Genomic DNA, 21960 nt, shown 5'->3' on the forward strand with positions numbered 1-21960 from the left:
ATGCGCTTCACTGCATTGACGCGGGCGAAAGCAACACCCGCACCCGGACGATCAGGATGCCTTCACCAGCTTGACGATCGTCATCGTGCCGTTGACGTTCTCGATCCGGACCTTGACCTTGTCGCCCACATGCACCTGCGCGAGCATGGCCGCGTCCTTCGCCTTGAACGCCATCGTCATCGGCGGCATCCCGACGTTGTCGAGCGCGCCGTGCTTCAGCGTGACCTTGCCGGTCGCGGCATCGACCTTCTTCACTTCGGCATCGGTCAGCGCGGCATTCGACTCGGCCGAGCCAACGGACGACATCTTCATGCCGGACATGTCCATGCCCGACATGTCGCCGGCGGCAAAGGCCGGCGTTGCAAGAGCGCCGATCGCGAGAACGGCAGCGGTGGTAGCAATCAGTTTCTTCATCGTGATTCTCCGGTTTGGGTGGATGGCACGTTCATGCCGTGAGGAACTGCATCGGAATGCCGCGCATCGCTCGCGCTTCGCACACGACGGCGCTGAAGCAGAAGCCACGCGGCGGGAATGACGAACATCGACAGCAGCGGCGCGGTGACCATGCCGCCGACCATCGGCGCGGCGATGCGCTGCATGACTTCGGAACCTGCGCCGTGCCCGACCATGATCGGCACGAGGCCGGCGAGCACGACGGCAACCGTCATCGCCTTCGGCCGCACGCGCAGCACCGCGCCTTCGCGAATCGAGTCGAGCAGCAACGCATCGGTCAGCGGTTCGCCGGCGTCGAGCCGGCGCGCCAGCGCGCCCTTCAGGTAAAGCAGCATCACGACGCCGAACTCGGCGGCCACGCCTGCCAGCGCGATAAAGCCCACCGACGTCGCGACGGACACCGCATGGCCGAGCGCCCACACGAGCCAGAAGCCGCCGACCAGTGCGAACGGCACCGTCGACATCAGCAGCAGCGCGTCGGCCGCCGAGCCGAACGTGAGGAACAGCAGCAGAAAGATCACGACGAGCGTCACCGGCACGACGGTGCGCAGCGTCGCCGCCGCGCGTTCGAGATACTCGAACTGCCCCGACCACGCGATCGAATAGCCGGGCGGCAATGCGACCTGTTGCGCGACGGCCTGCTGCATCGCGCGAACCGCCGTGCTCAGATCCGTGCCGCGAAGGTCGACATACACGTAGCCGGACAGCCGCGCGTTTTCGCTGCGGATCATCGGCGGACCATCGGCGATCGCGATGCGCGCGACATCGCCGAGGCGGATCTGCGCGCCGCGTGCCGTGACGACCGGCAGTTGCCGCAAGTTCTCGAGCGAATCGCGGATCTCGCGCGGATAGCGGATGTTGATCGGAAAGCGCTCGCGCCCCGCGATCACTTCGCCGACATCGTCGCCGCCGACCGCCGACGACACGACCGACTGGATATCGGCGACCGACAGCCCGTAGCGCGCGGCGGCGAGCCGGTCGATATCGACGTCGATGTAGCGGCCGCCGTTCAGCCGCTCCGCGAGCGCGGACGTGACGCCCGGCACGTGCTTCACAGCTGCCTCGACCTGCGTCGCGATCGCGTCGATCTCCTTCAGGTCCGGCCCGGAGATCTTCACGCCGACCGGCGTCTTGATGCCGGTGGACAGCATGTCGAGCCGGTTGCGGATCGGCGGCACCCACACGTTCGACAGGCCCGGCACCTTCACCGTGCGATCGAGTTCGTCGACGAGCTTCTCCGGCGTCATGCCGGGCCGCCATGCGCTGCGCGGCTTGAAGCGGATCGTCGTCTCGAACATCTCGAGCGGCGCCGGGTCGGTCGCGGTATCCGCGCGTCCCGATTTGCCGAACACGGTGTCGACCTCGGGCACGGTCTTGATCAGCCGGTCGGTCTGCTGCAGCAGCTCGCTCGCCTTGTCGGCCGAGATGCCGGGCAGCGCAGTCGGCATGTACAGCAGGTCGCCTTCGTCGAGCGGCGGCATGAATTCGCCGCCGAGCCGCGACAACGGCACGGCCGTCAGCACGAGCGCGACGATGGCGACGCCGATCGCTAACCACGGGCGCCGCAGCGTCGCTTCGAGCAGCGGCCGGTAGAGCCGGATCAGCACGCGGTTGATCGGGTTCACGTGCTCGTGCGGAATGCGGCCGCGCACGAGATAGCCCATCAGCACGGGCACCAGCGTGACCGACAAGCCGGCGGCCGCGGCGATCGTGTAGGTCTTCGTGAACGCCAGCGGCGCGAACAGCTTGCCCTCCTGCCCTTCCAGCGAAAACACCGGAACGAACGACAGCGTGATGATCAGCAGCGAGAAGAACAGCGCCGGCCCGACTTCCGCAGCCGACGCCGCGACGAGTTCCCAGCGGCGCGCGGCCGTGATCGACTCGCCGGGATGCGCGTGGTCGTATGCTTCCAGATGCTTGTGTGCGTTCTCGATCATCACGATCGCCGCATCGATCATCGCGCCGATCGCGATCGCGATCCCGCCGAGCGACATCAGGTTCGCGTTCACGCCCTGGTAGCGCATCACGATGAACGCGGCCAGCACGCCGAGCGGCAGCGACAGGATCGCGACGAACGCGCTGCGCAGATGGAACAGGAACACCGCGCAGACGATGCCGACGATCACGAATTCCTCGATCAGCTTGTCCTTCAGGTTGCCCACCGCGCGCTCGATCAGTTGCGAACGATCGTAGGTCGTGACGATCTCGACGCCGGGCGGCAGCGAACGCTTCAGGTCGGCGAGCTTCGCCTTCACCGCGTCGATCGTCGTCAGCGCGTTCTTGCCCGAGCGCATTACGATGACGCCGCCCGTCACCTCGCCCTGCCCGTTCAGCTCCGCGATCCCGCGCCGCATCGCCGGACCGACCTGGATGCGCGCGACGTCGCCGAGCAGCACCGGCGTGCCCGCGTCGTCGGTGCGCAGCACGACGCGCCGGAAATCGTCGAGCGTGCGCAGGTAGCCGGACGAACGCACCATGTACTCCGACTCGGCCAGCTCGACGACCGATCCGCCGGACTCCTGATTGGCCTGGCGAAGCGCGTCCGCCACCGCCGCCTGCGTGATCCCGTACGCGCGCAGCTTGTCGGGATCGAGCACGACCTGGTACTGGCGCACCATGCCGCCGATGCTCGCGACTTCGGATACGTCCAGCACCGCCTTCAGCTCGAACTTCAGGAACCAGTCGTTGAGCGCGCGCAGTTGCCCGAGATCGTGACGGCCGGTGCGGTCGACGAGCGCGTACTCGTACACCCAGCCGACGCCGGTCGCATCCGGCCCGAGCGACACGGCAGCGCCGGCCGGCAGCCGGCTCTGTACCTGGCTCAGGTATTCGAGCACGCGCGAACGCGCCCAGTACGGATCGGTGCGGTCGTCGAACAGCACATAGACGAACGCGTCGCCGAACGACGAGTACGCGCGGACGGTTTTCGCGCCGGGCACGCCGAGCAGCGTCGTCGTCAGCGGATAGGTCACCTGATCCTCGACGACCCGTGGCGCCTTGCCCGGATACGACGCCTTCACGATCACCTGCGTGTCCGACAGGTCGGGCAACGCATCGAGCGGCGTCTGCCGCAGCGAATGAACGCCCCATGCGGCGATCAACACGGTGGCCAGCAGCACGAGAAAACGGTTGCGGACGGACCAGCGAATGATGCGCGCGATCATTGCCCACCTCCTTGCGGCTCGACCTTCGTCAGCCGGTAGCCGTCGTCGGTCTGCGTGAACGCGAAACGCACCGTCTGGCCCGGCTTCACGTCCGGGAACGCCTGTGCCGACGGCTTGCCGAACGCCATCGTCATCGCGCCCCAGCCGAGCGCCGGAACAGGTTGATGCGAAAACGTGATGTCGTCGGCAGTGATCTTCTCGACCTTGCCGGTGGTTTCGTAGATCGGCGCGGCGGCGGCGGACGATGCCGGCGTGCTTGCTCCCGCGGCCTGCTCCAGCTTCGGCAGCACGCTTTTCAAGCTGGCTTCCGAATCGATCAGGAACTGCCCCGATGCGACGACCGTATCGCCTTCGTTCAACCCGTCGAGCACTTCCGTGTCGCCGCCCGCGTCGTTGCCGACCGTCACCGACACCGGCTGAAGCCTGCCGTCGCCGTTCTTCACGATGACGATCGTGCGCTTGCCGGTCGCGATCACCGCTTCGGCCGGCACGAGCAGGCGCGACACCGACTCCTTCGCGGCGACGCGCACGCGCATCAGCATGCCTGGCGTGAGCTTCAGCGCTGCGTTGTCGATCTCCACGCGCGCCTGCAGCGTGCGGCTGCCCGTGCTGATGCCGGGCAGCACTTCGCGGATGCGCCCGGTGAAGTGCCGCGCCGGATCGCCCGCGAACGTCGCGTCGACCGACATCCCCGGCTGCACGTTCAGCGCGAGCGCTTCCGGCACCTCGACGACGAGCCACAGCGTCGACAGCCCGGCGATCTTCGCGAGCGTCTGCCCGGGCGCGACCATCGCGCCGTCGCGCACGTTCAACTCGCTGACGACACCGGTTTCCGGCGCGGTCAGCACGACGTGCGTCTGCGCGCGGCCGGTGCGATCGAGATTCGCGATCATGCCGTCGGGAATCGACAGCGCCCGCATGCGCGCACGCGACGCATCGAGCAGGCTGCCGTCCATCCCGCCGCGCTTGAGCGCGAGATATTCCTCCTGCGGCGCGAGCCAGTCCGGCACGAACAGCGACGCGACCGGCGCGCCCTTCGCGATGCGCTGCATCGGCGCGCGCGCATAGAGACGGTCGATGTAACCGGTGACGCGCGACTGAACGACATCAGCGCGCGATTCGTCGAACTGCGTGGTGCCCACCGCATCGAATCCGGCCGCGGTCTGCTGCCGGCGTACGGTCGCGTAGCGAATGCCGAGGTTCTGCTGCAGGCCCGGATCGATCCGGATACCTGACGAACCACCGCCTTCATCCGCATAGACGGGCTGCAACTGCATGTCCATGAACGGCGATTTGCCCGGCTTGTCGAAGTGCTGGTTCGGCACCATCGGGTCGTGCCAGTACAGCACCTTGCGTCCCGCCTTTGGATCGGTCTCGCCGGCTGGTGCGACAGCGGACGCTGCGACCGCCCCCGCGCCGCCCGCCGCATGGCGGACGCCCGCGAAATAGCCGGCGCCGAGCAGCGCCGCGCCGGCGAACGTCATCAGCACCGCGCGCGCCAGTGATTGCTTCGTCATGAGGTTCTCCTTCACTGCGCGGCGGCCAGCGTCGCCGGCACGACCTGATATTCGAGCTGCGCCCAGGTCTGCGACACGTCGCGCCTGAGATCGAGCACCTGCAACTGCGCTTCCAGTTGCGCACGCCGCGCGGCGAACGTGTCGGCAAGCGAACCCGTGCCGGCCCGGTAGGCGGCATTGGCGAGCAGCACGCGCTGATCGGCGACGGGCAGCAGCGCCGCGCTCAGGTTCGCGATGCGTTCGCGGCCGTTCGCCAGCGTTTCGGACTGCGTGCGAATATCGGCCTGCACCTGACGCAGCGTGTCCTCGTACATCAGCCGCGCCTTCGTCGCGAGCGCGGCCTTCTCGGCGACGTCGCGGTTCTGGCGGTTCTTGCGGTTGAGCGGCAACGGGATCGAGACGCCGACCGACACCATGTTCGAATACGCACCGCCGCGCTGCTGGTACGCGATTTCCCACGTCCAGTTCGGGCTGCGCTCGCTGTTCGCGACCGCGGTGTCGGCTTCGGCGACCGCGATGTCGCCTGCGGCGGCGACGAGCGCCGGTTGCGACAGACGCAGTTCGTCCGGCGGCAGCGACGACACGAAGGATTCGGGCGCGGGTGGCGTGCCCGTCACGTCCGCAACCGGCGCGGCCGTCCAGCGGGCAAGCGCGATGAGTGCGGAGCGATACGCCTGCTGCGCCTTGAGCACCTGATCCTGCGTTTGCGCGAGCATCGCGCGGGCCTGCACGACATCGCCCGCGCTCGCCTTCGCGCCGCGATACGACGCCTGCGTCGCGTCGAGTTCATGGTTCATGTGCGCGAGCAGCGCCTGCTGAAGCGCGAGCGCCTGCTTTGCATAGACGGCATCGAGCCAGGCCGTCGCGGTCTGCCGTCGCACGGCGGCGAGCTGCACGAGATACCCCGCACGTTCGCGGCCTACCTGCTCGTCGGCCAGCGCCGAGCGCAGCCGCCGCTTGTCGCCGGACACCCATTCCTGCTCGATGCCGATGCGACGCATCGTCATGAAGTCCTGGCCGACGGTGAAGCGTTGCCCGCCGTTGACCGGCAGGTTGTCGATGCCGGCCTTGAGCATCGGGTCCGGCAACTGGCCGGCCTTGACGGCTGCTTCCGAACTCGCGCGCACCGAAGCCTGCGCGGCCTGCATCGACGCGGAACGATCGGTCGCGGACTGCAGCGCGGCGTCCAGCGTGAACGGCGACTGCTGCGCGTGAACGGCGCCCGCCGCCAGCAGCGCGGCCCACAGCACGGGCGCGCGCCGACACGCACGCCGCATGCGCGGCGTGCCGAAATCGAATGACATGGTCTAACCCCAACGTCGGAACCCAAAGGGATTCCACGTCCTGAGCACAGGACGAACCTCACCGCCTGGGCGGTGAACCGGTCGGATGGGATCAGCTAATGCGTGGAGGGCGCCACAACCCGCTCGGGTCGCGGACCGGGACGGACTGCGTGTAGTGGAAGACGATCGTGCTGGCGAATGCAGCGGGACGGGTCACGTCGGCGCGGGCGGCAGGGTGATAGAGACTGCCGAACTGGCATTGGGCCGTCACCTTGCAGGCCATGCCCTTGGCTTTGGCCTTCGCTTTCGCGCTGTCGGTGGCGGGCGACTTCATCGAATCGCAATAGCTCATGTCGGCGGACGTCTTCATGCCTGTATCCGCTTCCATCGACATCGTATGCTGCATCGGACATTCACCGGTCAGGCCGCTGGCTGCCAGCCCGCTGATGGGCAGCACCGCGCAAAGCAGCAGCAGGATGAAGGTCCGAAGCAGTTTCATGGCGGCGATTATAGCGCGGCATTTTGCTGCGTGGCGGCGCCTCGATAGCGCGAAACGGTCGCGGTGCAACGGGATGACGCGCCGTATCCGTGACCGTGCCGCCGTCGTCGCCGTCGCCGCGCGCTACCGCGACAGGCCGTCCGCCGCCAGCACGGCCTGCACCGCCGGCCGTTCCCGCACGCGCTCGTACCACGCCCGCAGATGCGCATACCGGCTCAGGTCGATATCCGCGTTGTACACCGAGCGCATCCAGTCGGCCTTGCCCCAGCCGGTCAGCGCGAACAGGTACGCATCCGCGACTGTGAACGTGTCGCCCGTGACGAACGCGTTGCCGTCGAGCTGACGGTCGATCCATGCAAAGCGGCTGTCGAGCTTCTGCCGCGCCGGCTCTACGTACTTCCCCGCCTGCACCGCATATAGCAGCGGGATGAAACCCTTGTGGATCTCGGTGCCGAGGAAGTTGAGCCATTCCATCAGCCGGTAGCGCGCGAGCGTGCCGTACGCGGGCGCGAGCGCGGCTTCCGGGCGCAGATCCGCGAGATACTGCGCGATCACCGGCCCTTCGCGCAGCATCGTGCCTTCGTCGAGTTCGAGCAGCGGCACGTAGCCGAGTTCGGTCACGTCATAGTAGTTGCGTCCGCCTTCGACGACATGCTTGCGCGCGTCGACATCGATGATCTGCGCGTCGATGTCGCCTTCGTGCAGCACGATGCGGATCGCCTGCGAACAGCTGCCGGGAGCGTGATAGAGCTTCATGCGTTTCCTTCGTTGGTTGTCCGTGTATCGATTCGCCGCGACGCGGGCGCTAATATCTCGCATCGGCGCATGGCCGGGAAGACGGCAGTCGTTTGTGCCGTAGTCACAAAAAATTTACCGACCAGGGTTCAGCAGGATGAAAACGAGTGCGACAGGATGTTCCGTTGAAGAAGCGATGCGCCTGCTCGGCGGCCGCTGGCGGCTGCTGCTGGCGTCGTATCTGCTCGACGGGCCGCGGCGCTTCAGCGACCTGCGCCGCGACATGCCGGGCATCTCGCAGCGCATGCTGACGCTCGACCTGCGCGCGCTGGAAGACGCGGGGCTCGTGCGGCGGACCGTCTATCCGGAAGTGCCGGTGCGCGTCGAGTACGATCTGACCGCGGACGGCGACCGGCTGCGGCCGGTGGTCGAAGTGATGCGCGAATTCGGGCTGTGGCTGAAGGCGCGCGATGCCGACGCGTCGTGCGATACCGGCGTGGCGCCCGAAGCCGCGGCTGCGATCGAAACTGCAAGCCGCTCACCCCAATAACCTATTACGCAGGAACCTACGTTCATGGACCTTCACGCTACCGTCGGCGCGGCAACGTCCGACCTCGACGACGACGAAAGCTTCGCCAACATCTACTGTCACGACGCGGAGCAGGACTATTGCTTCGCGCTGTCGCGCTTTCCGGACGACACGCTGATCGAAGTGATGGTGCGCGACCAGATCAATATGCGCGTCAAGGATCTGTCGGTACGCCTGACGGACGACACGATCGACGTCGAGATCGAACCGGGCATCGCCGCGCGTCTCGACGGTCAAACACGCTATGTGATCCATCTCGCGCCCGGCCAGTACGATCCGGTCACACTGCGCGCCGCGCTGAAGGAGATCTTCGTCGGCAAGAGCGGTTATCGCGACGACAGCGCGGGCGGTTAGTCGATCGCCTGCACGCCGGCGCGGTGCAGGGCTGGGTCAACGCGAAGGAAGCGGCGACCAACTGATGCACGATGCGGCGCCACCGCCGCGCTCTCCCACATATTGAACACTCGACTTCCTATTAATAGGGATGCCTGTCCAAATGTTGACGCGATTCGCTCCACGGCTCTAACGTTCGCCCCAACGCCCTTCGATTCGGCCGCACCCCGCTCGCGGGCGCCGGCCGGGCACCGAACACAGGAGACGACCAATCCACGTCACGCACCCACGCCAATCCGCCGGAGCGGCCGCTCGTGCGAAAGTCGCGGGGACACCTGCCGGTGTTTCCCCTTAATGACGTTTTTCACCGCAATCGCTACAATCCCGCCGCTTCTCACCGGGGAACCGCATGCTGCCGAACGTGAACCCCTTCCACCGCGACAACGACCGCTTCAACGTGTCGTTCAAGGCGCTGGGCGAGCTGATCGAGACGGTCGGCACGCCGCACTTCGTGCCGAGCCTCACGCAACTGCTGAACGACGTGGTGCCGCTCGACGTCGTGCACGTCGAACGCTCGCGCGTCGACGGCACGATGCCCACCGGCTACCGATGCGAATGGATCGGCAGCAGCGGCATCGGCACCGCGACGTCGGACATCTCGGACGTGATGACGCTCTACTACGAGCGCTTTCTCGACAGCGATCCGCTGTTCGCGGGGCTGCGCGGCAAGACGGGCACGATGCTCGTCGTGCGCGACATCGCGGCGATCCCGCCCGGCGAATTCCGCCAACGGCTGTTCGACGACGTGCATATCGGCCACGAATGCGTGCTTGCGCGCGGCACGCGCTATTCGCAGCATTCGATCGCGCTGGAGCGCGGCCGCGACCGGCCGCCGTTCACGCTCGCCGAGATGAACCGCTTCCGCAGCATCAGCGACGTGCTGTTCCCGCTGCTCGAACTGCATGCGTCGACCACCGCCGTGCGGCGCGTCGCGCATCCGGCGACCGAAGTCCATCCGCTCGCGCAGTTCGATGCGCGGATCGCGGCTGACGGCGTGAAGCTGTCGAAGCGCGAATACGAAACCTGCAAGCACCTGATCTCCGGCAAGACGGTGCCGGAAACCGCCGGGATCCTCGGCGTGCGCGTCGCGTCGGCCGAGTCGTACGTGAAGCGCGCATTCGCGAAGCTAGGCGTGCGCACGAAACGCGAGCTCGCTGCGTGGGGTTCGGCCACCACCGCGTTCCCTTCCGCCGGATAGCACGACGGCGCCGCGCCAGATCCGCACCGAATCCGTGCTGCTGCGCCCGTACGACATGGCCACGCGCGCAGCGCCGTCATTGTCGATGGGCCGCCGCTTCCGCCTCGGTATCGTGATACTCGGTAAACGCCGTGATCTTTCCGTTTTCGATCGTGAACAGATGCACCCACTCGTCCTCGTACGTGCGCCCGGTCGAGTGGACATACCAGCGTTGTGCGCCGAGCACGACGACCCGGTTGCCGCTGGCGATGAACTCGAGCGGCTCGAACCGCTCCACGGTCTGCGTCGACGCAAGCGCCCCGAAGAACGCCGCGACCTCTTGAGGCCCATGTCGTCTGCCAGCGAACGGAATGATGCCGGTCGGCCCTGGTATGAACCAGTCGACGCTTTCGGAAAGCGTCTGCAGGATGCCGTCGATATCGGCCCTGCCGAACGCCGCGTACGCCTGCTGCACCAGTTGAACGTTGCTTTGCTCGGTCATCGTGCCCTCCCGTCATCGCCGGTTGCAGCGTTGCGGCGCGAAGCCCGGGCTGCAGTCATTTCAGCATAGTCGAACCGCAGCGCGACACACTTAGGGTTGGCGAGCAATCGAGCGGCGCCGATTTGATATGAGCAATCAGGGACCGCTATCCTGCCGCGACGATGACATGCGCCGGAATCTTGCCAGCCACCGGCCCGTCGCCAGCGTCATTGCCGCATCACTTGCGCGTCGCCACGATGAACAGGCGCGGGAACGGCAGCAGCACGGTGCCGTCGTCGAGTGCCGGATAGCCGTTCGGCCCGGCAAGCGCATCACGATAGCGCGCAAGGAACGCACGCTGTTCGCCGTCGTCGAGCGCCGCGAGGAACGGCCGCAGCGCACTGCCCTTGAACCATTCGACAACCGCGTCCGCGCCGCCGCGCAGCGGGTGGTAGTAGGTCGTGCGCCACACGTCGACGCGCGAACACAACGGCGACAGCAGCGCGTAGTAGTAACGCGCGTCGAACCGTTCGGTGCGCGCCGCGCCTTTCAGCTTGTCGGCCCACGGCCCGGCCGCGGCGACTTCGCGCATCAGCCGGTGCGCGGGTTCGTCGAGATTGTCGGGCATCTGCACCGCGAGATGGCCGCCCGGCGCGAGCCGGCGGACGAGCATCGGAAACAGCGTGTCGTGCGCGGGCACCCATTGCAGCACCGCGTTCGACAGGATCAGGTCATAGCCACCCGGATCGTCCCACGCGGCCACATCGGCGATATCGAAACGCAGTGCCGGCAGGCGCTTGCGTGCGGCCGCGATCATGTCCGCCGATGCGTCGATCCCGTGGATCGTCGCGTCGGGTGCGCGTGCGATCAGCGCTTCCGTCGAATTGCCGGGCCCGCAGCCGATGTCGATCGCCGTGCGGATCGGCGTGCGCGGCACGGCGGCCAGCAGGTCGCGCACCGGCCGCGTGCGTTCGTCCTCGAATTGCACGTACTGGCTCGCGTATTGATCGAGTGGGGTCGTCACGATGGTTCTCCTTGTCGGCATGGTCGGCGTCGCCGAATTCGGGTGCGGGATGCATGCGGCCGCCGATGCAGCGCATTCTGCGACTGGCGCAGCGCTTCAGTAAAATGAATTTAATATCGCTATTGATTCAAATTTCTGATGAAGATCGATACGCTCGGTGTACAGGCTTTCGTCGCGATCGCCGACGGCGGCAGCTTCCGGCAGGCGGCCGACACGCTGCACGTGACGCAAACGGCAATCACGCAGCGGCTGCGCAAGCTCGAGTCGTTTCTCGGCGTCGCGCTGGTCGAACGCACGACGCGCCGCACCACGCTGACCGAGATCGGCCTGCGCTTCCTGCCGCAGGCGCGGCGGCTGCTGAACGAACTGTCCGATGCGCTGACCGAAATCCGCGAGACCGGGCTGAGCCAGCGCGGCGACGTCACGATCGCGTGCGTGCCGACGGTCGGCGTGCAATACCTGCCGCGCATCCTGCGCGCGTTCTCCGGGCACCGGCCGCACGATCGCGTGAAGATCCTCGATCACGCGTCGGCGTCGGTGCTGCAGGCCGTGCTGCGCCGCGAAGCCGAATTCGGCATCAGCATCGCCGGCGACCAGCACCCCGAACTCGTCAGCGTGCCGCTCACGCACGACCCGTATGTGCTTGTCTGCCGCGACGATCATCCGCTCGCGAAGCGGCGGCGCATCCGCTGGGCGGCACTGCAACCGCATCCGCTGATCTTCGCCGGCGAAGTGAGCGGCAATCGCGGGCTGCTCGAAGGCGCGCTGAAGACCAGCGGCGTGTCGCTGCATTCGTTCTACGAGGTGCAGCGCAGCTCGACCGCGCTCGGGCTCGTCGCCGAAGGGCTCGGTGCAGCCGTGGTGCCGAAGCTCGCAATCCAGAAGAACGCGTATCCGATGATCCGCACGATCGAGCTCGTCGAGCCGTCGGTATCCCGCACGCTCGTGCTCGTCACGCGCAAGAGCGCGCAACTGTCGCCCGCGGCGCGGGCGCTCTACGACATGATCGTCGAACGCGCGACGCCTGGGCGGTGATTCGCGAGCAGGATGGGCATTGCGCTTGCCGCCACCGCCTGCGATGTCGGCGGATGTCAGGAACAGGCTCGTAACCGCGACAACGCGCTCAAAGCGTCTTGACCATGAACACGCGCGCGGTCCCTTCCGGCTCGCACGGCACTTCGCCGAAGGTCTCGTAACCCTGCTTCCGGTAGAAGTCAGGCGCCTGGAACGAGATCGTGTACAGCACCGCGCGTGCGCACCCGCGCCGTTTCGCTTCCGCTTCGGCCTCGCGCAGCAGCCGGCTGCCGAATCCGCCGCCGCGCAGCGATTCGGGCAGGTAGAACAGATCGATGAAGAACAGGCCGAGCGAAGTCCGGCCGGTGAGGCCGCCCAATACCTCGCCGGTCGCGGGATCGGTCACGTAGACGTCGAGCGCGGCCGCATCGGCGCGCCCCGTCATCGCGTGGTTGAATTCGCCGAGCTTGCGGCTGATGAAGTCTCGTGCGGCCGGCTGCTCGGTGTCGGTCAATTGAAGGGTGACGTCGGGATGGGCTGTCATCGGGCGAACGCGTGCGTGAAAAGGCCGCCGGGCGTGCAGCACCCTGCGGGCGTCGCACGACTATAGCGCGTCGCCCGCGCATCGGCATGCGGCCGAATCGAGTGCAACCGGCGCTGCCGCTGCAACAGCACAAACGGCGGGCGCATCGCGCGCCCGCCGCTTTGTTGCACGTTGTCGCGTTGCGTCGGCACACGCCACCGCGAACGCCGCCTTCATGTCGATCACGCTGCGCCGCTCGCGCACGACATACCCGGCGGCACGAAAGCCGCCGGGCGAACCGATGGATGGGGAAAACGCGCAGCCGAGGCGGCTACGCCGTGCGACCTGTGCATCGCGCGGATCACGTCACTTCGCGTTCAGTTTCTGCCAGCGCCGATAGACGCCGATCGCGTCGCCGTGCTTCTGCTGCACCATCGGCAGCCGCCGCTCGCCGATCGGCTTCGCATACTCGGCATAAAACGTGTCGAGCTCGAAGTACTTGCGGTCGTCGCGGTAGAACGGCGCGTAGTCCTCGCGCGTCGTGATGTAGATCACGCGCTTCGGGCTGCAGTAGTACAGCGATCCGAGGCACATCGGGCACGGGCTCGCGAGGATGTAGATCTCGCAGTCGGTCAGGTGTTCGGTGCCGAGCTTGCGGCACGCATCGCGCACCGCGAGGATCTCCGCATGCGCGGTCGGGTCGCTGGTCTGCGCGACGAGGTTCGGGCTCTCCGCGACGATCTCGCCGTCGCGGACGATCACCGTCGCGAACGGGCGTCCGCCCTCTTCCACGTTCTTCATCGCGAGATCGATCGTGCGTTTCACAAAATCCATGACTGTGTCCTCATTGAAACGGAATGGCGGGAACGTGCGCGGCGCTGCCGGTCCGCGGCACCGCGCCGGCGTCCGAACAGTCAGAACGGCTTGGTCGGCAGGTACTTGCCGTCGAGCGTGATCACCGCGCGCGAACCGCCTTCGGGATCGTCGACCTTCTTCACGTCGAGCCGGAAATTGATCGCGCTGATGATGCCGTCGCCGAACTTCTCGTGGACGAGCGCCTTCAGCGTCGTGCCGTACACCTGCAGCATTTCGTAGAAGCGGTAAATGGTCGGGTCGGTCGGCACGCGATCGTCGATGCTGCCGCGCAGCGGGATCGTCTGCAGCAGCAGCACCGCGTCGTCGTCGAGGCCGAGCTTGTCGGCAACGACGCGCGCGGCGCCAGCCGGCAGCGCGTGCTGGCCGAGCAGCGCGGCCGTGACGAACGCTTCGCTCAGGCCCGTGCCTTCGGTGAGCTGCGCGAACGACAGGTTCTTGCGCGCCTTCGCGAGAACGACGGCCTCCGCAAGCGCATGGCGGGCGGTCTGACTGTGCTGGGACTGGATCATGGCAATACCTCGTGGTTGGGTAGGAACGGTTCAGGCCGCGGCGGGAAGCGTCGCGGGTGTGGCGCGGACGTCGGGATGGTCCGCCAGGGAGACGAACCGGCCGGTCGCGCCGTCGTGGGCGTCGATGCAGCCTGATTCGATGTCGTAGACCCAGCCGTGCAGCGCAAGACGCCCTTCTTCGAGCGCGAGCCGCACGGCAGGGTGCGTCTTCAGGTTCGCGAGTTGCGCGACGACGTTCTCGCGCACCATCGAGTCGATCCGCTCGCGTTCGCTGCGATGCGTGCGCGCCTCGTTCACGACGCGCGCCGAATCGGCGTAGCGCAGCCAGTGGCCGACGGCCGGCATGTGATCCATGCACTGGCAGGTCGCGATCGCGGTCATCGCGCCGCAATCGGAATGCCCGCAGATCACGACGTCGGTCACGCGCAGCGCGGCCACCGCGTATTCGACCGAGGCCGACACGCCGCCCGGCTCGGGGCCGTACGACGGCACGATGTTTCCGGCGTTTCGGATCACGAACAGATCGCCCGGTTCGCGCTGCGTGACGAGCTCGGGCACGAGCCGGCTGTCCGAGCACGAGATGAACAGCGCACGCGGGCTCTGGCTGCGCGCGAGATCGCGGAACAGCGCGGCGCGCTCCGGATAGGCGTCGCGCTGGAACTTCAGAAAGCCTTCGATGATGTCCTTCATCGCGTGTCCTCCGGCGTGGGTGAAATCGATGAAGGGCAGGTTACGCCGGACTTCCAATAACGTAAAAGACTGATTTATGATCCACCGGATAAGCACGACTTATAGGAATCGCCATGCTGCTGCGCCATATCAACTACTTCCTGGCCGTCGCCGAACACCGCAGCTTCACGCGCGCGGCCGCCGCGCTGCATGTTTCCCAGCCCGCGCTGTCGCAGCAGATCCGCCAGCTCGAGGAAACGCTCGGCGCGCAACTGTTCGACCGCACCGGGCGTGTCACGCGATTGACGGACGCCGGCGACGTGTATTTCCGCTATGCGCGGCAGGCGCTGCACGATCTCGCGGAAGGCCGGCGCGCCATTCACGACGTGCAGGATCTCAGCCGCGGCTCGCTGCGGATCGCGGTCACGCCGACCTTCACGAGCTATCTCGTCGGGCCGCTCGTCGAGGCGTTTCACGGCCGCTATCCGGAAGTGTCGCTGTCGGTGCGCGAGATGTCGCAGGAGCGCATCGAGGCGCTGCTCGTCGACGACGAGCTCGATGTCGGCATCGCGTTCGAGGAGGTGCAGACGGCGGATATCGAAGCTAAGACGCTGCTGGTCGAGACGCTCGCGCTCGTCGTGAACCGTCGGCACGCGCTCGTCGGGAAACGCAAGGCCGGCCTGCGCGTACTGCACGACGCGCCGCTCGTGCTGCTCACGGCCGAGTTCGCGACGCGCGTGCAGATCGACCGTTATTTCCGCGAGCACGACGTGCGACCGCGTGTGCTGATGGAAGCGAATTCGCTCGGTGCGGTGATCGAGATCGTGCGCCGCACGAATCTCGCGACGCTGCTGCCCGCGACGATCGCGACCGGGCACGACGATCTCGTCGCCGTCGCGCTCGATCCGACCGTGCTGCGGCGCACGGCCGTGCTGCTGCAGCGCAAGGGGGCGTACCGGAGCGCGGCCGCGCGCGCATTCGTCGAGTTGGCGCTTGCGCAGGGGGCGAGGAAAGCGAAGAGGGAGGGCGATTCACGTCCGGCGCGCCACAAGGCGGCCGGCAAATGAACGCCCGAATTACATCGAATCGACGCGAAGAAGCGCTTCAGTTGTACCCGAGAATCGCCACCGCCGCGACGTCCGGCCGATCGTGCGTATTCCCGACGAGCGACGTCATCGGCTCCTGCAGCACGGCCTGATACGACGTCACGCACGCCTCCTCCGGCACGCCCGCTTCATCCGATACCGGTTCGTCGAACGCGTCGAAACCGCTATCCAACCCCGGCTGCTTCTGCGAAAAAGTCATCTCCACTCCTTTGATATGTCGTTGATGTTCTAACTGACCTGCTTCAACTCCGCCGCATGCACGGGTGCGCCGTCATGCACGGCCTCCGATCGTGCAAGCTGCGCGCGCGTGCGCCGCGTGATGTGAATCACCGCGAACACGACCGGCGCGATCAGCAGGCCTTCCGCCAGCTCCGGATCGACCGGCAGGTTCATCACGTGCAACGCCTTGAACGCCGCCGTCGCGAGCGACAGCACGTAGTACGAAATGGCCGCCACCGACAGCCCTTCGACCGCGTGCTGCAGATGAAGCTGATTGCGCGCGGTGCGCTCCATGCCGGCCAGCAGGCGCGTCACGTCCTTTTCCTGCGCGAGGTTCACGCGCGTGCGCAACAGGTCGACCGCACGTGCGATCCGCGCGGCGATCTGCTCGTGGCGCGCCCACACGCTGCGGCACGTCTCCATCGCCGGCGCAAAACGCCGCTCCATGAATTCGGCGATCGTCGGCATTCCTTCGATACGCTCCTCGCGCAGTTCCTGAATACGCGCCAGCACGAGCTTCTCGTAAGCGCGCGATGCACTGAAACGCGCGCCCGAACCCGACAGCGATTCGACCCGCACCGCGAGATGCGTAAGCTTGACGAGCAGCGCCGCGTCGTCGCCGTCGGCGCCGCTCGCGTCCATCCGCTGCATCAGCGCGTGCAGTGCCGCGTGGATCTCGTCGAGTTCGCGGCTCATCCGGCGCGCGACGGGCAGCGCGAGCAGCGCCATCATCCGGTACGTTTCGATTTCGTACAGACGCTGCAGCAGGCGGCCGCCCTGCTCTTCGCGGAAATCCTCGTCGACGACGAGAAAACGCATGAAGCCGTCGTCACGCACATGCCAGTCGCAGAACACCTTGCCGCCGCCGAGCACGTTGCTGCCGACGAGCGCGGGCCCGTCGATCCAGCGGCGCAGGTCGCCGCAGACGAGCCGCGCGGCATCGCCCGACAGCAGTTCCATCCGCACCGCGACGAAGCGGATGCCCGCGAGTCGCGCGAACCACGCGGCCGGAATGCCTTCGATCGCGAGATCGTCGAAATAGCCGGTGTCGCGACGCGGCGCGACGAACGTGAAGGTCGAGAATTCGGTGTGACGTTCCCACTTCAGGTGCCAGCCGCACGGCGACTGCACCGCGTAATGCGTCGCGCCTTCGTGCGGCGCGGCAATGCCGGTATCGCGGCACAGCGCGTGCAGCAGCGTTTCGTGGATGTCGGGCTGGCCGTCCGCATAGATCGCGTAATGCGTGAGCGACACGGCTTCGGCAAGCCGCAGGAACGGCCGCGCATGCAATTCCGCGGCCAGTGCGGCGCGCAACGGATGGTCCATCATCGATACACCACTCTTCCCTGTTCAAGCCTGCGTGCCGGGCAAAACGCCAACGTGATCGCACTATGGCAGACACAGATCAACAATAAAAACGCATAATGCTGATCGTTACGTTCAGTTTTCCTGATACCCATGAAGATGCTCGATCACGACGTGCTGGCCACCGTCGTCGCCGTCGCGGAGACCGGCAACATGACCCGCGCCGCCGAAGCCGTGAACCGCTCGCAGTCGGCCGTGAGCATGCAGATCAAGAGCCTGGAAGACGCGATCGGCCGGCCGCTGTTCGTGCGCAAGCCGCGCAGCATCGTGCTGACGCGCGAGGGCGAGGTGCTGCTGGGATTCGCCAGACGAATGCTGGCGCTGCGCGACGAGGCGTGGGCGGCCGTGGTGCGGCCGGAAGTGACCGGCAAGGTCGTGATCGGCGTGCCGGACGACTATGCGTCGTCGCTGCTGCCGTCGGTCCTGAAGAAATTCTCGGCGACCTACCCGAAGGTCGAGATCCAGGTGATGGGGCTGCCGAGCAGCGCGCTCGCGCCGCTGATCAAGGACGGCACCGTCGATCTCGTGTGCGGCACGCGCATCAAGGGGCTGACCGGCGACTTCATCCGCCACGAGCCGATGGCGTGGGCCGCGATGACGAACGGGCCGCGCGTGTGGGAAGAGCGGCCGCTGCCGATCGCGGTGTTCATGCCGGGCAGCGTCGCGCGCGAGAACGCGATCCGCAGCCTCGAACGCGCGAAGGTGCCGTATCGCACCTCGTATGAAAGCCCGAGCCTGCTCGGGCTGCTCAGCATGGTCGAGGCCGGCCTCGCGGTCGCGCCGCTCGCGCGCTGCGCGATTCCCGCGCAACTGTCGATGCTCGGCCGCTCGCACGGGCTGCCCGACCTGCCGCCGCTCGAACTGATTCTCGCGCGCAGCACGAAATCGAAGCGGCCGCCGTGCGACTTTCTCGCGGAGCAGTTGATGGAAGACCTTCAGCGTCAGACCGGGCAAACCGGCGACGCGTGATCAGCGCGTCGCGCGAAACCCGGCCGCGGCCAGCGCCGCATTGACGTTCGCAGCGACCGCATCGACGAGTGCCTCGAGCGTATCGCCGCGCACGTGCGCGTGTTCCGGCGCGACATGCTCCGCACGTTGCCAGCCCCACTGCGCGCCCGACGCGACCGACAGCGTCGCGCCGAACCGCTTGCCGTGACGGCGGCCGAAGATGCTCACGCGCCGCTCGTCCAGATACGCCTGCTCGGGCAGACAAAGGCCGATCTCGATCGCGACCTGATCGGGGTCGTTGACCCGTGCGGCCGGATTGACCGCCGGCGCGAACACCTTGCCGATCCGCAACGTCACGCAGGTCTCCCAGGCCGCGAGCGGTCCGCCGGCCGCGTCGACGCGCTCGGTGTCGACCGACCACTGATGCCCGTCGGGCACGACGATCGCCTGATGCAGCAACATTTCGGCCACGCGCACCGTCGTCACGAGCTGCCGCGCGAGCTGCCGGCCCGACGGCAGCGACGCCGTCCGCGCGCGGCGGCTTGCCGGCCGCGCGGTACGTACTTCTTCAGTGAGGTACATGAACCCTCCGTATTCAGGATCGGCGCCGCGCACGACGCGGCGCACGAACATCCGCCGCCGGCGGGCGGACAGCACCGCGACCGGCGATCCGGTGGCGAGTCAAACGAGCAACAAGCAACGAACGCGCAATAACCGTTCCCGGCTCACCGGGCCTGCGGCCCGATGCGCAACCGGCGCGCGACGGGCCCGATCACCGCATCGGCCTGCTGCGCGATCAGCATGTGCAGCGTGAAGTCCAGATCCTCCGGCGCGATCTCGAAATGCACATGGATCACGTCGCGCACGGCGCGCGCGCTGACGACATACACGCCGAGCGGCGAATGCAGCAGCGCCGCGAGGCGGGCGCGCGCAAGTTCGCCGGAGTCGGCCGTCAGCGTGACGGGCAACTGCAGGCGCGGGCGCGGCGGCGGGAACGGGATGACGTTGTCGGGTGTGCCGGCGCGTAACCGGCGGCCGGCGACATCGAAGGCGGGAACGGGATGAATGAAGGTCATGGAGCGGACGGAGGCCGTCTCGGCTGTTCGACACGTCCCCAGCTTAGAAGACCGCGCATAAACGCCGTGCAAAAAAACGGCGCGGCGGTGCAAAAAACGGCATGCGGGCCACGGCCCGCCGTCATCGGGCCGCACGGTGGACGAACACGCGCCAGGCTCGCGCCCTGCGCGTCAGGCTCGCCCGCGCCCGGTCGTCCCTGTCGCCCCGCTACGCGAACGCCTCGAGCGACGCACGCCGCCGGCTGTTGCGCATGAACAAGTGTGTGTCGAGCCGCTCCTCGAGCGTGCGGATGCGCAGGCTGATCGTCGACTGCGTGCGATGCAGTTGCCGGGCCGCCGCGGTGAAGCCGCCGCTTTCGACGACGGCGACGAATGCCCGGATCAGCTCCGGATCGAGCGAAGTCGCTTCGATCGGCCCTGGCGCACGAGCAGCTTGTGTGCAACCGCAGGTGGATCAGCGTCTGCAACCACGTCGAAGCTGGAACTCATGCGTTCGCGCATGGAACCGTCGGCGGCAGGCGCAGGCAGCCCCAATTCCTCACAAAGCGTCGGCAGCATGGTGTGCGTGCCGGCATCTTTCAATCCCGTGACGAGCGGCTCCAGCAGTTTGCGAAGTTGCGCGCAGTCCATCGGGCGCGACTCAGTCTCGCAGCGCCATGGCGCGCAGCAGCGCATCGATCTGCCCGAACGCATCCTGCTGCCATTGTTCGGGCGTGCGATCACCCAGCGCATGCGTGTCTTCGACGAAGCGCCTCACGCAGGTGGGACCGTATCCGTCGAAGGTATCGAATTTCTCGGCGATGTGCCGAAAGCCGTGTTTGCCGCTTGCATGCCCCAGGAGTGGGAGACATTCTTGTGCAAGCGCCTCGATCTCTCCAGGGTAGTTCCGCACGCAATAGTAGATGTCGTAAGCGTCCTTCTGCTTGTAGCGGCCCGCCAGCGCATGGCCCATCATCGCCAGCAAAGCAGGAATCGAGCACACCGCGATCTCCACGCGGTTCGTCCCTCCGTCCGGCATATTTCACTAAAAACACCACCTTCAGCAAACGCTGAAAATAGCTTTTACATTGAAATTCTTGAGTGAAGTAGCGCCGTAGCTCACGCCCAGATCAACAACCGAGTTCAGCCATACTGAGTGTCGGTCCTGGACTTGGGTGGATATCCGAGGATTTATCTGACCCCGATTTAAGTCGAACCGATACCGGTAGGAACGTCGATTTGAGGAGGGGGTAGACACGATCAGTCTTCTGTTGCCGCAACTGTTCGCAGGCGGGCTTCGGAGTGCGCCTTACCCCGAGCAACAGCGACGCCATAGCGTCGACAAGATCACAGCCGCCGGCAGCCATGACCGGTCGACATTCGCCGCGCAGCCGATACACTGTGTGCCGCCTCGAGGGTTCGCTCCGGCAATCACCGTCTATCCCCCTGTCCGATTGAGCGCGCCCTGTCGTCATGATCCAGTGGCCGTTCCGCCCGGCGCGCATCCCGATCCAATGGAGTCCCGCTTGAAACACTGGCGCCGCACGCTGCTTGCATTCACCGCCGGCCTTCTGGCCGCAGCATCCGCGCATGCCCGCCCCGTCTGTACCTTGGTTGCAGATGCGACCACCGGCAAGGTGCTCGTGCAGCAAGGCGATTGCGCGACCCGCGTCACACCGGCGTCGACCTTCAAGGTGGCGATCAGCCTGATGGGCTTCGACGCCGGCTTCCTGAAGGACGAACACACGCCGACACTCGACTTCCACGCAGGCTATCCCGATTGGGGCGGCGCCCCGTGGCGCGAGCCGACCGACCCGGCGCGCTGGATCAAGCTGTCGATCTTCTGGTACTCGGAACAGGTCGCTCAAGCGCTCGGGCCGGCGCGCTTCCAGCAGTACACGAACGCATTCGGTTACGGCAATGCGGACGTGACCGGCAAGCAGGGCGAACTCAGCGGCGTGATGGGCGCATGGGTCAATTCATCGCTGCGAATTTCGCCGCTCGAACAGGTCGCGTTCATGCGCAAGATCGTGCACCGGACGCTGCCCGTCAGCGCGCATGCGTACGACATGACCGAGCGCATCACGCTGATCGACGCGCAGCCGGGCGGCTGGACCGTGCATGGCAAGACGGGCACGGGCTCGCCGGGCTTCAAGTACGACGGCGCGCACGCGTACGGCTGGTTCGTCGGCTGGGCGACGAAGGGGCCGCGCACGCTCGTGTTCGCGAACCTGATCCAGGACGACAAGCGGCAGACGCCGAATGCGGGCCTGCGCTCGCGCGATACGTTCCTGGCCGCGCTGCCGGCGCTCGCCGAACCGGCCCGGCCGCAATGAGCGCCGGCCCGCGCAACGCGCGGAT

25 protein-coding genes and 1 pseudogene are annotated in these 21960 nt (G+C 66.8%); 7 read left to right on the forward strand and 19 right to left on the reverse strand.

Annotation, left to right across the window (positions count from 1 at the left end):
• Positions 1-51: 51 nt before the first annotated feature.
• The 6 genes from ACPUER_RS04795 to ACPUER_RS04820 all read right to left on the reverse strand — a co-directional run bounded on the left by ACPUER_RS04795 (position 52) and on the right by ACPUER_RS04820 (position 7672).
• Entirely contained in the window at positions 52-420 is a 369-nt protein-coding gene (locus tag ACPUER_RS04795) for a copper-binding protein (protein WP_425130541.1), read from the reverse strand.
• Positions 411-3617, reverse strand: a complete 3207-nt coding sequence (locus ACPUER_RS04800; RefSeq protein WP_425130492.1) for an efflux RND transporter permease subunit — start codon at positions 3615-3617, stop codon at positions 411-413. Before ACPUER_RS04800 ends, ACPUER_RS04795 begins: the two co-directional genes overlap by 10 nt.
• Positions 3614-5134, reverse strand: a complete 1521-nt coding sequence (locus tag ACPUER_RS04805; RefSeq protein ID WP_425130493.1) for an efflux RND transporter periplasmic adaptor subunit — start codon at positions 5132-5134, stop codon at positions 3614-3616. Before ACPUER_RS04805 ends, ACPUER_RS04800 begins: the two co-directional genes overlap by 4 nt.
• Positions 5135-5145: 11 nt before the next feature.
• Positions 5146-6438, reverse strand: a complete 1293-nt coding sequence (locus ACPUER_RS04810; protein WP_425130494.1) for a TolC family protein — start codon at positions 6436-6438, stop codon at positions 5146-5148.
• Between the two features lie 91 nt (positions 6439-6529).
• On the reverse strand, positions 6530-6916 hold the full coding sequence (locus tag ACPUER_RS04815) for a hypothetical protein (protein WP_425130495.1): 387 nt from the start codon (positions 6914-6916) through the stop codon (positions 6530-6532).
• A 123-nt stretch (positions 6917-7039) separates the two neighbouring features.
• The gene (locus tag ACPUER_RS04820) at positions 7040-7672 is read right to left on the reverse strand and encodes a glutathione S-transferase C-terminal domain-containing protein (RefSeq protein ID WP_425130496.1); all 633 of its coding nucleotides are present in this window, start codon (positions 7670-7672) and stop codon (positions 7040-7042) included.
• A gap of 136 nt (positions 7673-7808) precedes the next feature.
• Here ACPUER_RS04820 and ACPUER_RS04825 point away from each other — a divergent pair, with 136 nt between their 5' ends.
• The 3 genes from ACPUER_RS04825 to ACPUER_RS04835 all read left to right on the forward strand — a co-directional run bounded on the left by ACPUER_RS04825 (position 7809) and on the right by ACPUER_RS04835 (position 9831).
• Positions 7809-8201 (forward strand): winged helix-turn-helix transcriptional regulator, encoded by a 393-nt coding sequence (locus ACPUER_RS04825; RefSeq protein ID WP_425130497.1) that lies wholly within the window; start codon positions 7809-7811, stop codon positions 8199-8201.
• 24 nt (positions 8202-8225) lie between these two features.
• On the forward strand, positions 8226-8594 hold the full coding sequence (locus ACPUER_RS04830) for a hypothetical protein (protein ID WP_425130498.1): 369 nt from the start codon (positions 8226-8228) through the stop codon (positions 8592-8594).
• Between the two features lie 388 nt (positions 8595-8982).
• Positions 8983-9831: a helix-turn-helix transcriptional regulator gene (locus ACPUER_RS04835; protein WP_425130499.1), complete on the forward strand. Its 849-nt coding sequence runs from the start codon at positions 8983-8985 to the stop codon at positions 9829-9831.
• 76 nt (positions 9832-9907) lie between these two features.
• Here ACPUER_RS04835 and ACPUER_RS04840 read toward each other — a convergent pair whose 3' ends face one another.
• Both ACPUER_RS04840 and tam read right to left on the reverse strand, forming a co-directional pair.
• Positions 9908-10312, reverse strand: coding sequence for a nuclear transport factor 2 family protein (locus ACPUER_RS04840; protein ID WP_175960375.1), 405 nt, complete (start codon positions 10310-10312; stop codon positions 9908-9910).
• Positions 10313-10529: 217 nt separating this feature from the next.
• Positions 10530-11315, reverse strand: coding sequence for a trans-aconitate 2-methyltransferase (gene tam, locus ACPUER_RS04845; RefSeq protein WP_425130500.1), 786 nt, complete (start codon positions 11313-11315; stop codon positions 10530-10532).
• Between the two features lie 138 nt (positions 11316-11453).
• Here tam and ACPUER_RS04850 point away from each other — a divergent pair, with 138 nt between their 5' ends.
• Entirely contained in the window at positions 11454-12350 is an 897-nt protein-coding gene (locus ACPUER_RS04850) for a LysR family transcriptional regulator (RefSeq protein WP_072438283.1), read from the forward strand.
• 88 nt (positions 12351-12438) lie between these two features.
• On the opposite strand, the gene ACPUER_RS04855 is transcribed toward ACPUER_RS04850, so the two are convergent.
• The 4 genes from ACPUER_RS04855 to ACPUER_RS04870 form a co-directional block, all read right to left on the reverse strand.
• Entirely contained in the window at positions 12439-12873 is a 435-nt protein-coding gene (locus ACPUER_RS04855; RefSeq protein ID WP_175960369.1) for a GNAT family N-acetyltransferase, read from the reverse strand.
• A gap of 345 nt (positions 12874-13218) precedes the next feature.
• Positions 13219-13686, reverse strand: a complete 468-nt coding sequence (locus ACPUER_RS04860; protein WP_425130501.1) for a nucleoside deaminase — start codon at positions 13684-13686, stop codon at positions 13219-13221.
• Between the two features lie 80 nt (positions 13687-13766).
• Entirely contained in the window at positions 13767-14237 is a 471-nt protein-coding gene (gene cynS, locus ACPUER_RS04865; RefSeq protein WP_111019456.1) for a cyanase, read from the reverse strand.
• Between the two features lie 30 nt (positions 14238-14267).
• Complete coding sequence (locus ACPUER_RS04870) at positions 14268-14927, reverse strand: carbonic anhydrase (protein ID WP_425130502.1); 660 nt, start codon at positions 14925-14927, stop codon at positions 14268-14270.
• Positions 14928-15040: 113 nt separating this feature from the next.
• Between ACPUER_RS04870 and cynR the strand changes: the two genes are divergently transcribed.
• Positions 15041-15973 (forward strand): transcriptional regulator CynR, encoded by a 933-nt coding sequence (cynR, locus tag ACPUER_RS04875; protein ID WP_425130503.1) that lies wholly within the window; start codon positions 15041-15043, stop codon positions 15971-15973.
• A gap of 37 nt (positions 15974-16010) precedes the next feature.
• Here cynR and ACPUER_RS04880 read toward each other — a convergent pair whose 3' ends face one another.
• Together ACPUER_RS04880 and ACPUER_RS04885 are read right to left on the reverse strand one after the other, a co-directional pair.
• Positions 16011-16211 (reverse strand): hypothetical protein, encoded by a 201-nt coding sequence (locus ACPUER_RS04880; protein ID WP_310130647.1) that lies wholly within the window; start codon positions 16209-16211, stop codon positions 16011-16013.
• Between the two features lie 29 nt (positions 16212-16240).
• On the reverse strand, positions 16241-17560 hold the full coding sequence (locus tag ACPUER_RS04885) for a DUF3422 domain-containing protein (protein WP_310130641.1): 1320 nt from the start codon (positions 17558-17560) through the stop codon (positions 16241-16243).
• A gap of 129 nt (positions 17561-17689) precedes the next feature.
• Here ACPUER_RS04885 and ACPUER_RS04890 point away from each other — a divergent pair, with 129 nt between their 5' ends.
• A complete protein-coding gene (locus ACPUER_RS04890; protein WP_034181902.1) occupies positions 17690-18565 on the forward strand; it encodes a LysR family transcriptional regulator in 876 nt (291 codons plus the stop codon).
• On the opposite strand, the gene ACPUER_RS04895 is transcribed toward ACPUER_RS04890, so the two are convergent.
• The 5 genes and pseudogenes from ACPUER_RS04895 to ACPUER_RS04915 form a co-directional block, all read right to left on the reverse strand.
• Complete coding sequence (locus ACPUER_RS04895; protein WP_425130504.1) at positions 18566-19126, reverse strand: hypothetical protein; 561 nt, start codon at positions 19124-19126, stop codon at positions 18566-18568.
• A 143-nt stretch (positions 19127-19269) separates the two neighbouring features.
• Positions 19270-19620: a hypothetical protein gene (locus ACPUER_RS04900; RefSeq protein ID WP_310130632.1), complete on the reverse strand. Its 351-nt coding sequence runs from the start codon at positions 19618-19620 to the stop codon at positions 19270-19272.
• 208 nt (positions 19621-19828) lie between these two features.
• Complete coding sequence (locus tag ACPUER_RS04905; RefSeq protein ID WP_425130542.1) at positions 19829-20032, reverse strand: LysR family transcriptional regulator; 204 nt, start codon at positions 20030-20032, stop codon at positions 19829-19831.
• Positions 20002-20250: a hypothetical protein gene (locus tag ACPUER_RS04910; RefSeq protein ID WP_425130505.1), complete on the reverse strand. Its 249-nt coding sequence runs from the start codon at positions 20248-20250 to the stop codon at positions 20002-20004. The genes ACPUER_RS04905 and ACPUER_RS04910 overlap by 31 nt, the downstream gene beginning before the upstream one ends.
• Positions 20251-20260: 10 nt before the next feature.
• Positions 20261-20638: pseudogene (locus ACPUER_RS04915) on the reverse strand (hypothetical protein); the annotation flags it as partial.
• 475 nt (positions 20639-21113) lie between these two features.
• Between ACPUER_RS04915 and blaOXA the strand changes: the two are divergent.
• Positions 21114-21935, forward strand: a complete 822-nt coding sequence (gene blaOXA, locus ACPUER_RS04920; protein WP_425130506.1) for an OXA-1043 family class D beta-lactamase — start codon at positions 21114-21116, stop codon at positions 21933-21935.
• The last annotated feature ends 25 nt before the right edge of the window (positions 21936-21960 follow it).

The organism is Burkholderia sp. DN3021 (assembly GCF_049805555.1).
Classification (GTDB): Bacteria; Pseudomonadota; Gammaproteobacteria; order Burkholderiales; family Burkholderiaceae; genus Burkholderia; species Burkholderia pyrrocinia_C.

Excerpts from the sequence above, each read along its gene's own strand:
- ACPUER_RS04855 (WP_175960369.1), bottom strand. The coding sequence starts at position 12,873 with ATGACAGCCCATCCCGACGTCACCCTTCAATTGACCGACACCGAGCAG.
- ACPUER_RS04860 (WP_425130501.1), bottom strand. The coding sequence starts at position 13,686 with ATGGATTTTGTGAAACGCACGATCGATCTCGCGATGAAGAACGTGGAA.
- ACPUER_RS04815 (WP_425130495.1), bottom strand. The coding sequence starts at position 6,916 with ATGAAACTGCTTCGGACCTTCATCCTGCTGCTGCTTTGCGCGGTGCTG.
- ACPUER_RS04835 (WP_425130499.1), top strand. The coding sequence starts at position 8,983 with ATGCTGCCGAACGTGAACCCCTTCCACCGCGACAACGACCGCTTCAAC.
- ACPUER_RS04800 (WP_425130492.1), bottom strand. The coding sequence starts at position 3,617 with ATGATCGCGCGCATCATTCGCTGGTCCGTCCGCAACCGTTTTCTCGTG.
- ACPUER_RS04805 (WP_425130493.1), bottom strand. The coding sequence starts at position 5,134 with ATGACGAAGCAATCACTGGCGCGCGCGGTGCTGATGACGTTCGCCGGC.
- ACPUER_RS04900 (WP_310130632.1), bottom strand. The coding sequence starts at position 19,620 with ATGACCTTCATTCATCCCGTTCCCGCCTTCGATGTCGCCGGCCGCCGG.
- ACPUER_RS04895 (WP_425130504.1), bottom strand. The coding sequence starts at position 19,126 with ATGTACCTCACTGAAGAAGTACGTACCGCGCGGCCGGCAAGCCGCCGC.
- cynR (WP_425130503.1), top strand. The coding sequence starts at position 15,041 with ATGCTGCTGCGCCATATCAACTACTTCCTGGCCGTCGCCGAACACCGC.
- ACPUER_RS04910 (WP_425130505.1), bottom strand. The coding sequence starts at position 20,250 with ATGGACTGCGCGCAACTTCGCAAACTGCTGGAGCCGCTCGTCACGGGA.
- cynS (WP_111019456.1), bottom strand. The coding sequence starts at position 14,237 with ATGATCCAGTCCCAGCACAGTCAGACCGCCCGCCATGCGCTTGCGGAG.
- ACPUER_RS04810 (WP_425130494.1), bottom strand. The coding sequence starts at position 6,438 with ATGTCATTCGATTTCGGCACGCCGCGCATGCGGCGTGCGTGTCGGCGC.
- ACPUER_RS04825 (WP_425130497.1), top strand. The coding sequence starts at position 7,809 with ATGAAAACGAGTGCGACAGGATGTTCCGTTGAAGAAGCGATGCGCCTG.
- ACPUER_RS04885 (WP_310130641.1), bottom strand. The coding sequence starts at position 17,560 with ATGATGGACCATCCGTTGCGCGCCGCACTGGCCGCGGAATTGCATGCG.
- ACPUER_RS04880 (WP_310130647.1), bottom strand. The coding sequence starts at position 16,211 with ATGACTTTTTCGCAGAAGCAGCCGGGGTTGGATAGCGGTTTCGACGCG.
- blaOXA (WP_425130506.1), top strand. The coding sequence starts at position 21,114 with ATGGAGTCCCGCTTGAAACACTGGCGCCGCACGCTGCTTGCATTCACC.
- ACPUER_RS04890 (WP_034181902.1), top strand. The coding sequence starts at position 17,690 with ATGAAGATGCTCGATCACGACGTGCTGGCCACCGTCGTCGCCGTCGCG.
- ACPUER_RS04850 (WP_072438283.1), top strand. The coding sequence starts at position 11,454 with ATGAAGATCGATACGCTCGGTGTACAGGCTTTCGTCGCGATCGCCGAC.
- ACPUER_RS04820 (WP_425130496.1), bottom strand. The coding sequence starts at position 7,672 with ATGAAGCTCTATCACGCTCCCGGCAGCTGTTCGCAGGCGATCCGCATC.
- ACPUER_RS04870 (WP_425130502.1), bottom strand. The coding sequence starts at position 14,927 with ATGAAGGACATCATCGAAGGCTTTCTGAAGTTCCAGCGCGACGCCTAT.
- ACPUER_RS04830 (WP_425130498.1), top strand. The coding sequence starts at position 8,226 with ATGGACCTTCACGCTACCGTCGGCGCGGCAACGTCCGACCTCGACGAC.
- ACPUER_RS04840 (WP_175960375.1), bottom strand. The coding sequence starts at position 10,312 with ATGACCGAGCAAAGCAACGTTCAACTGGTGCAGCAGGCGTACGCGGCG.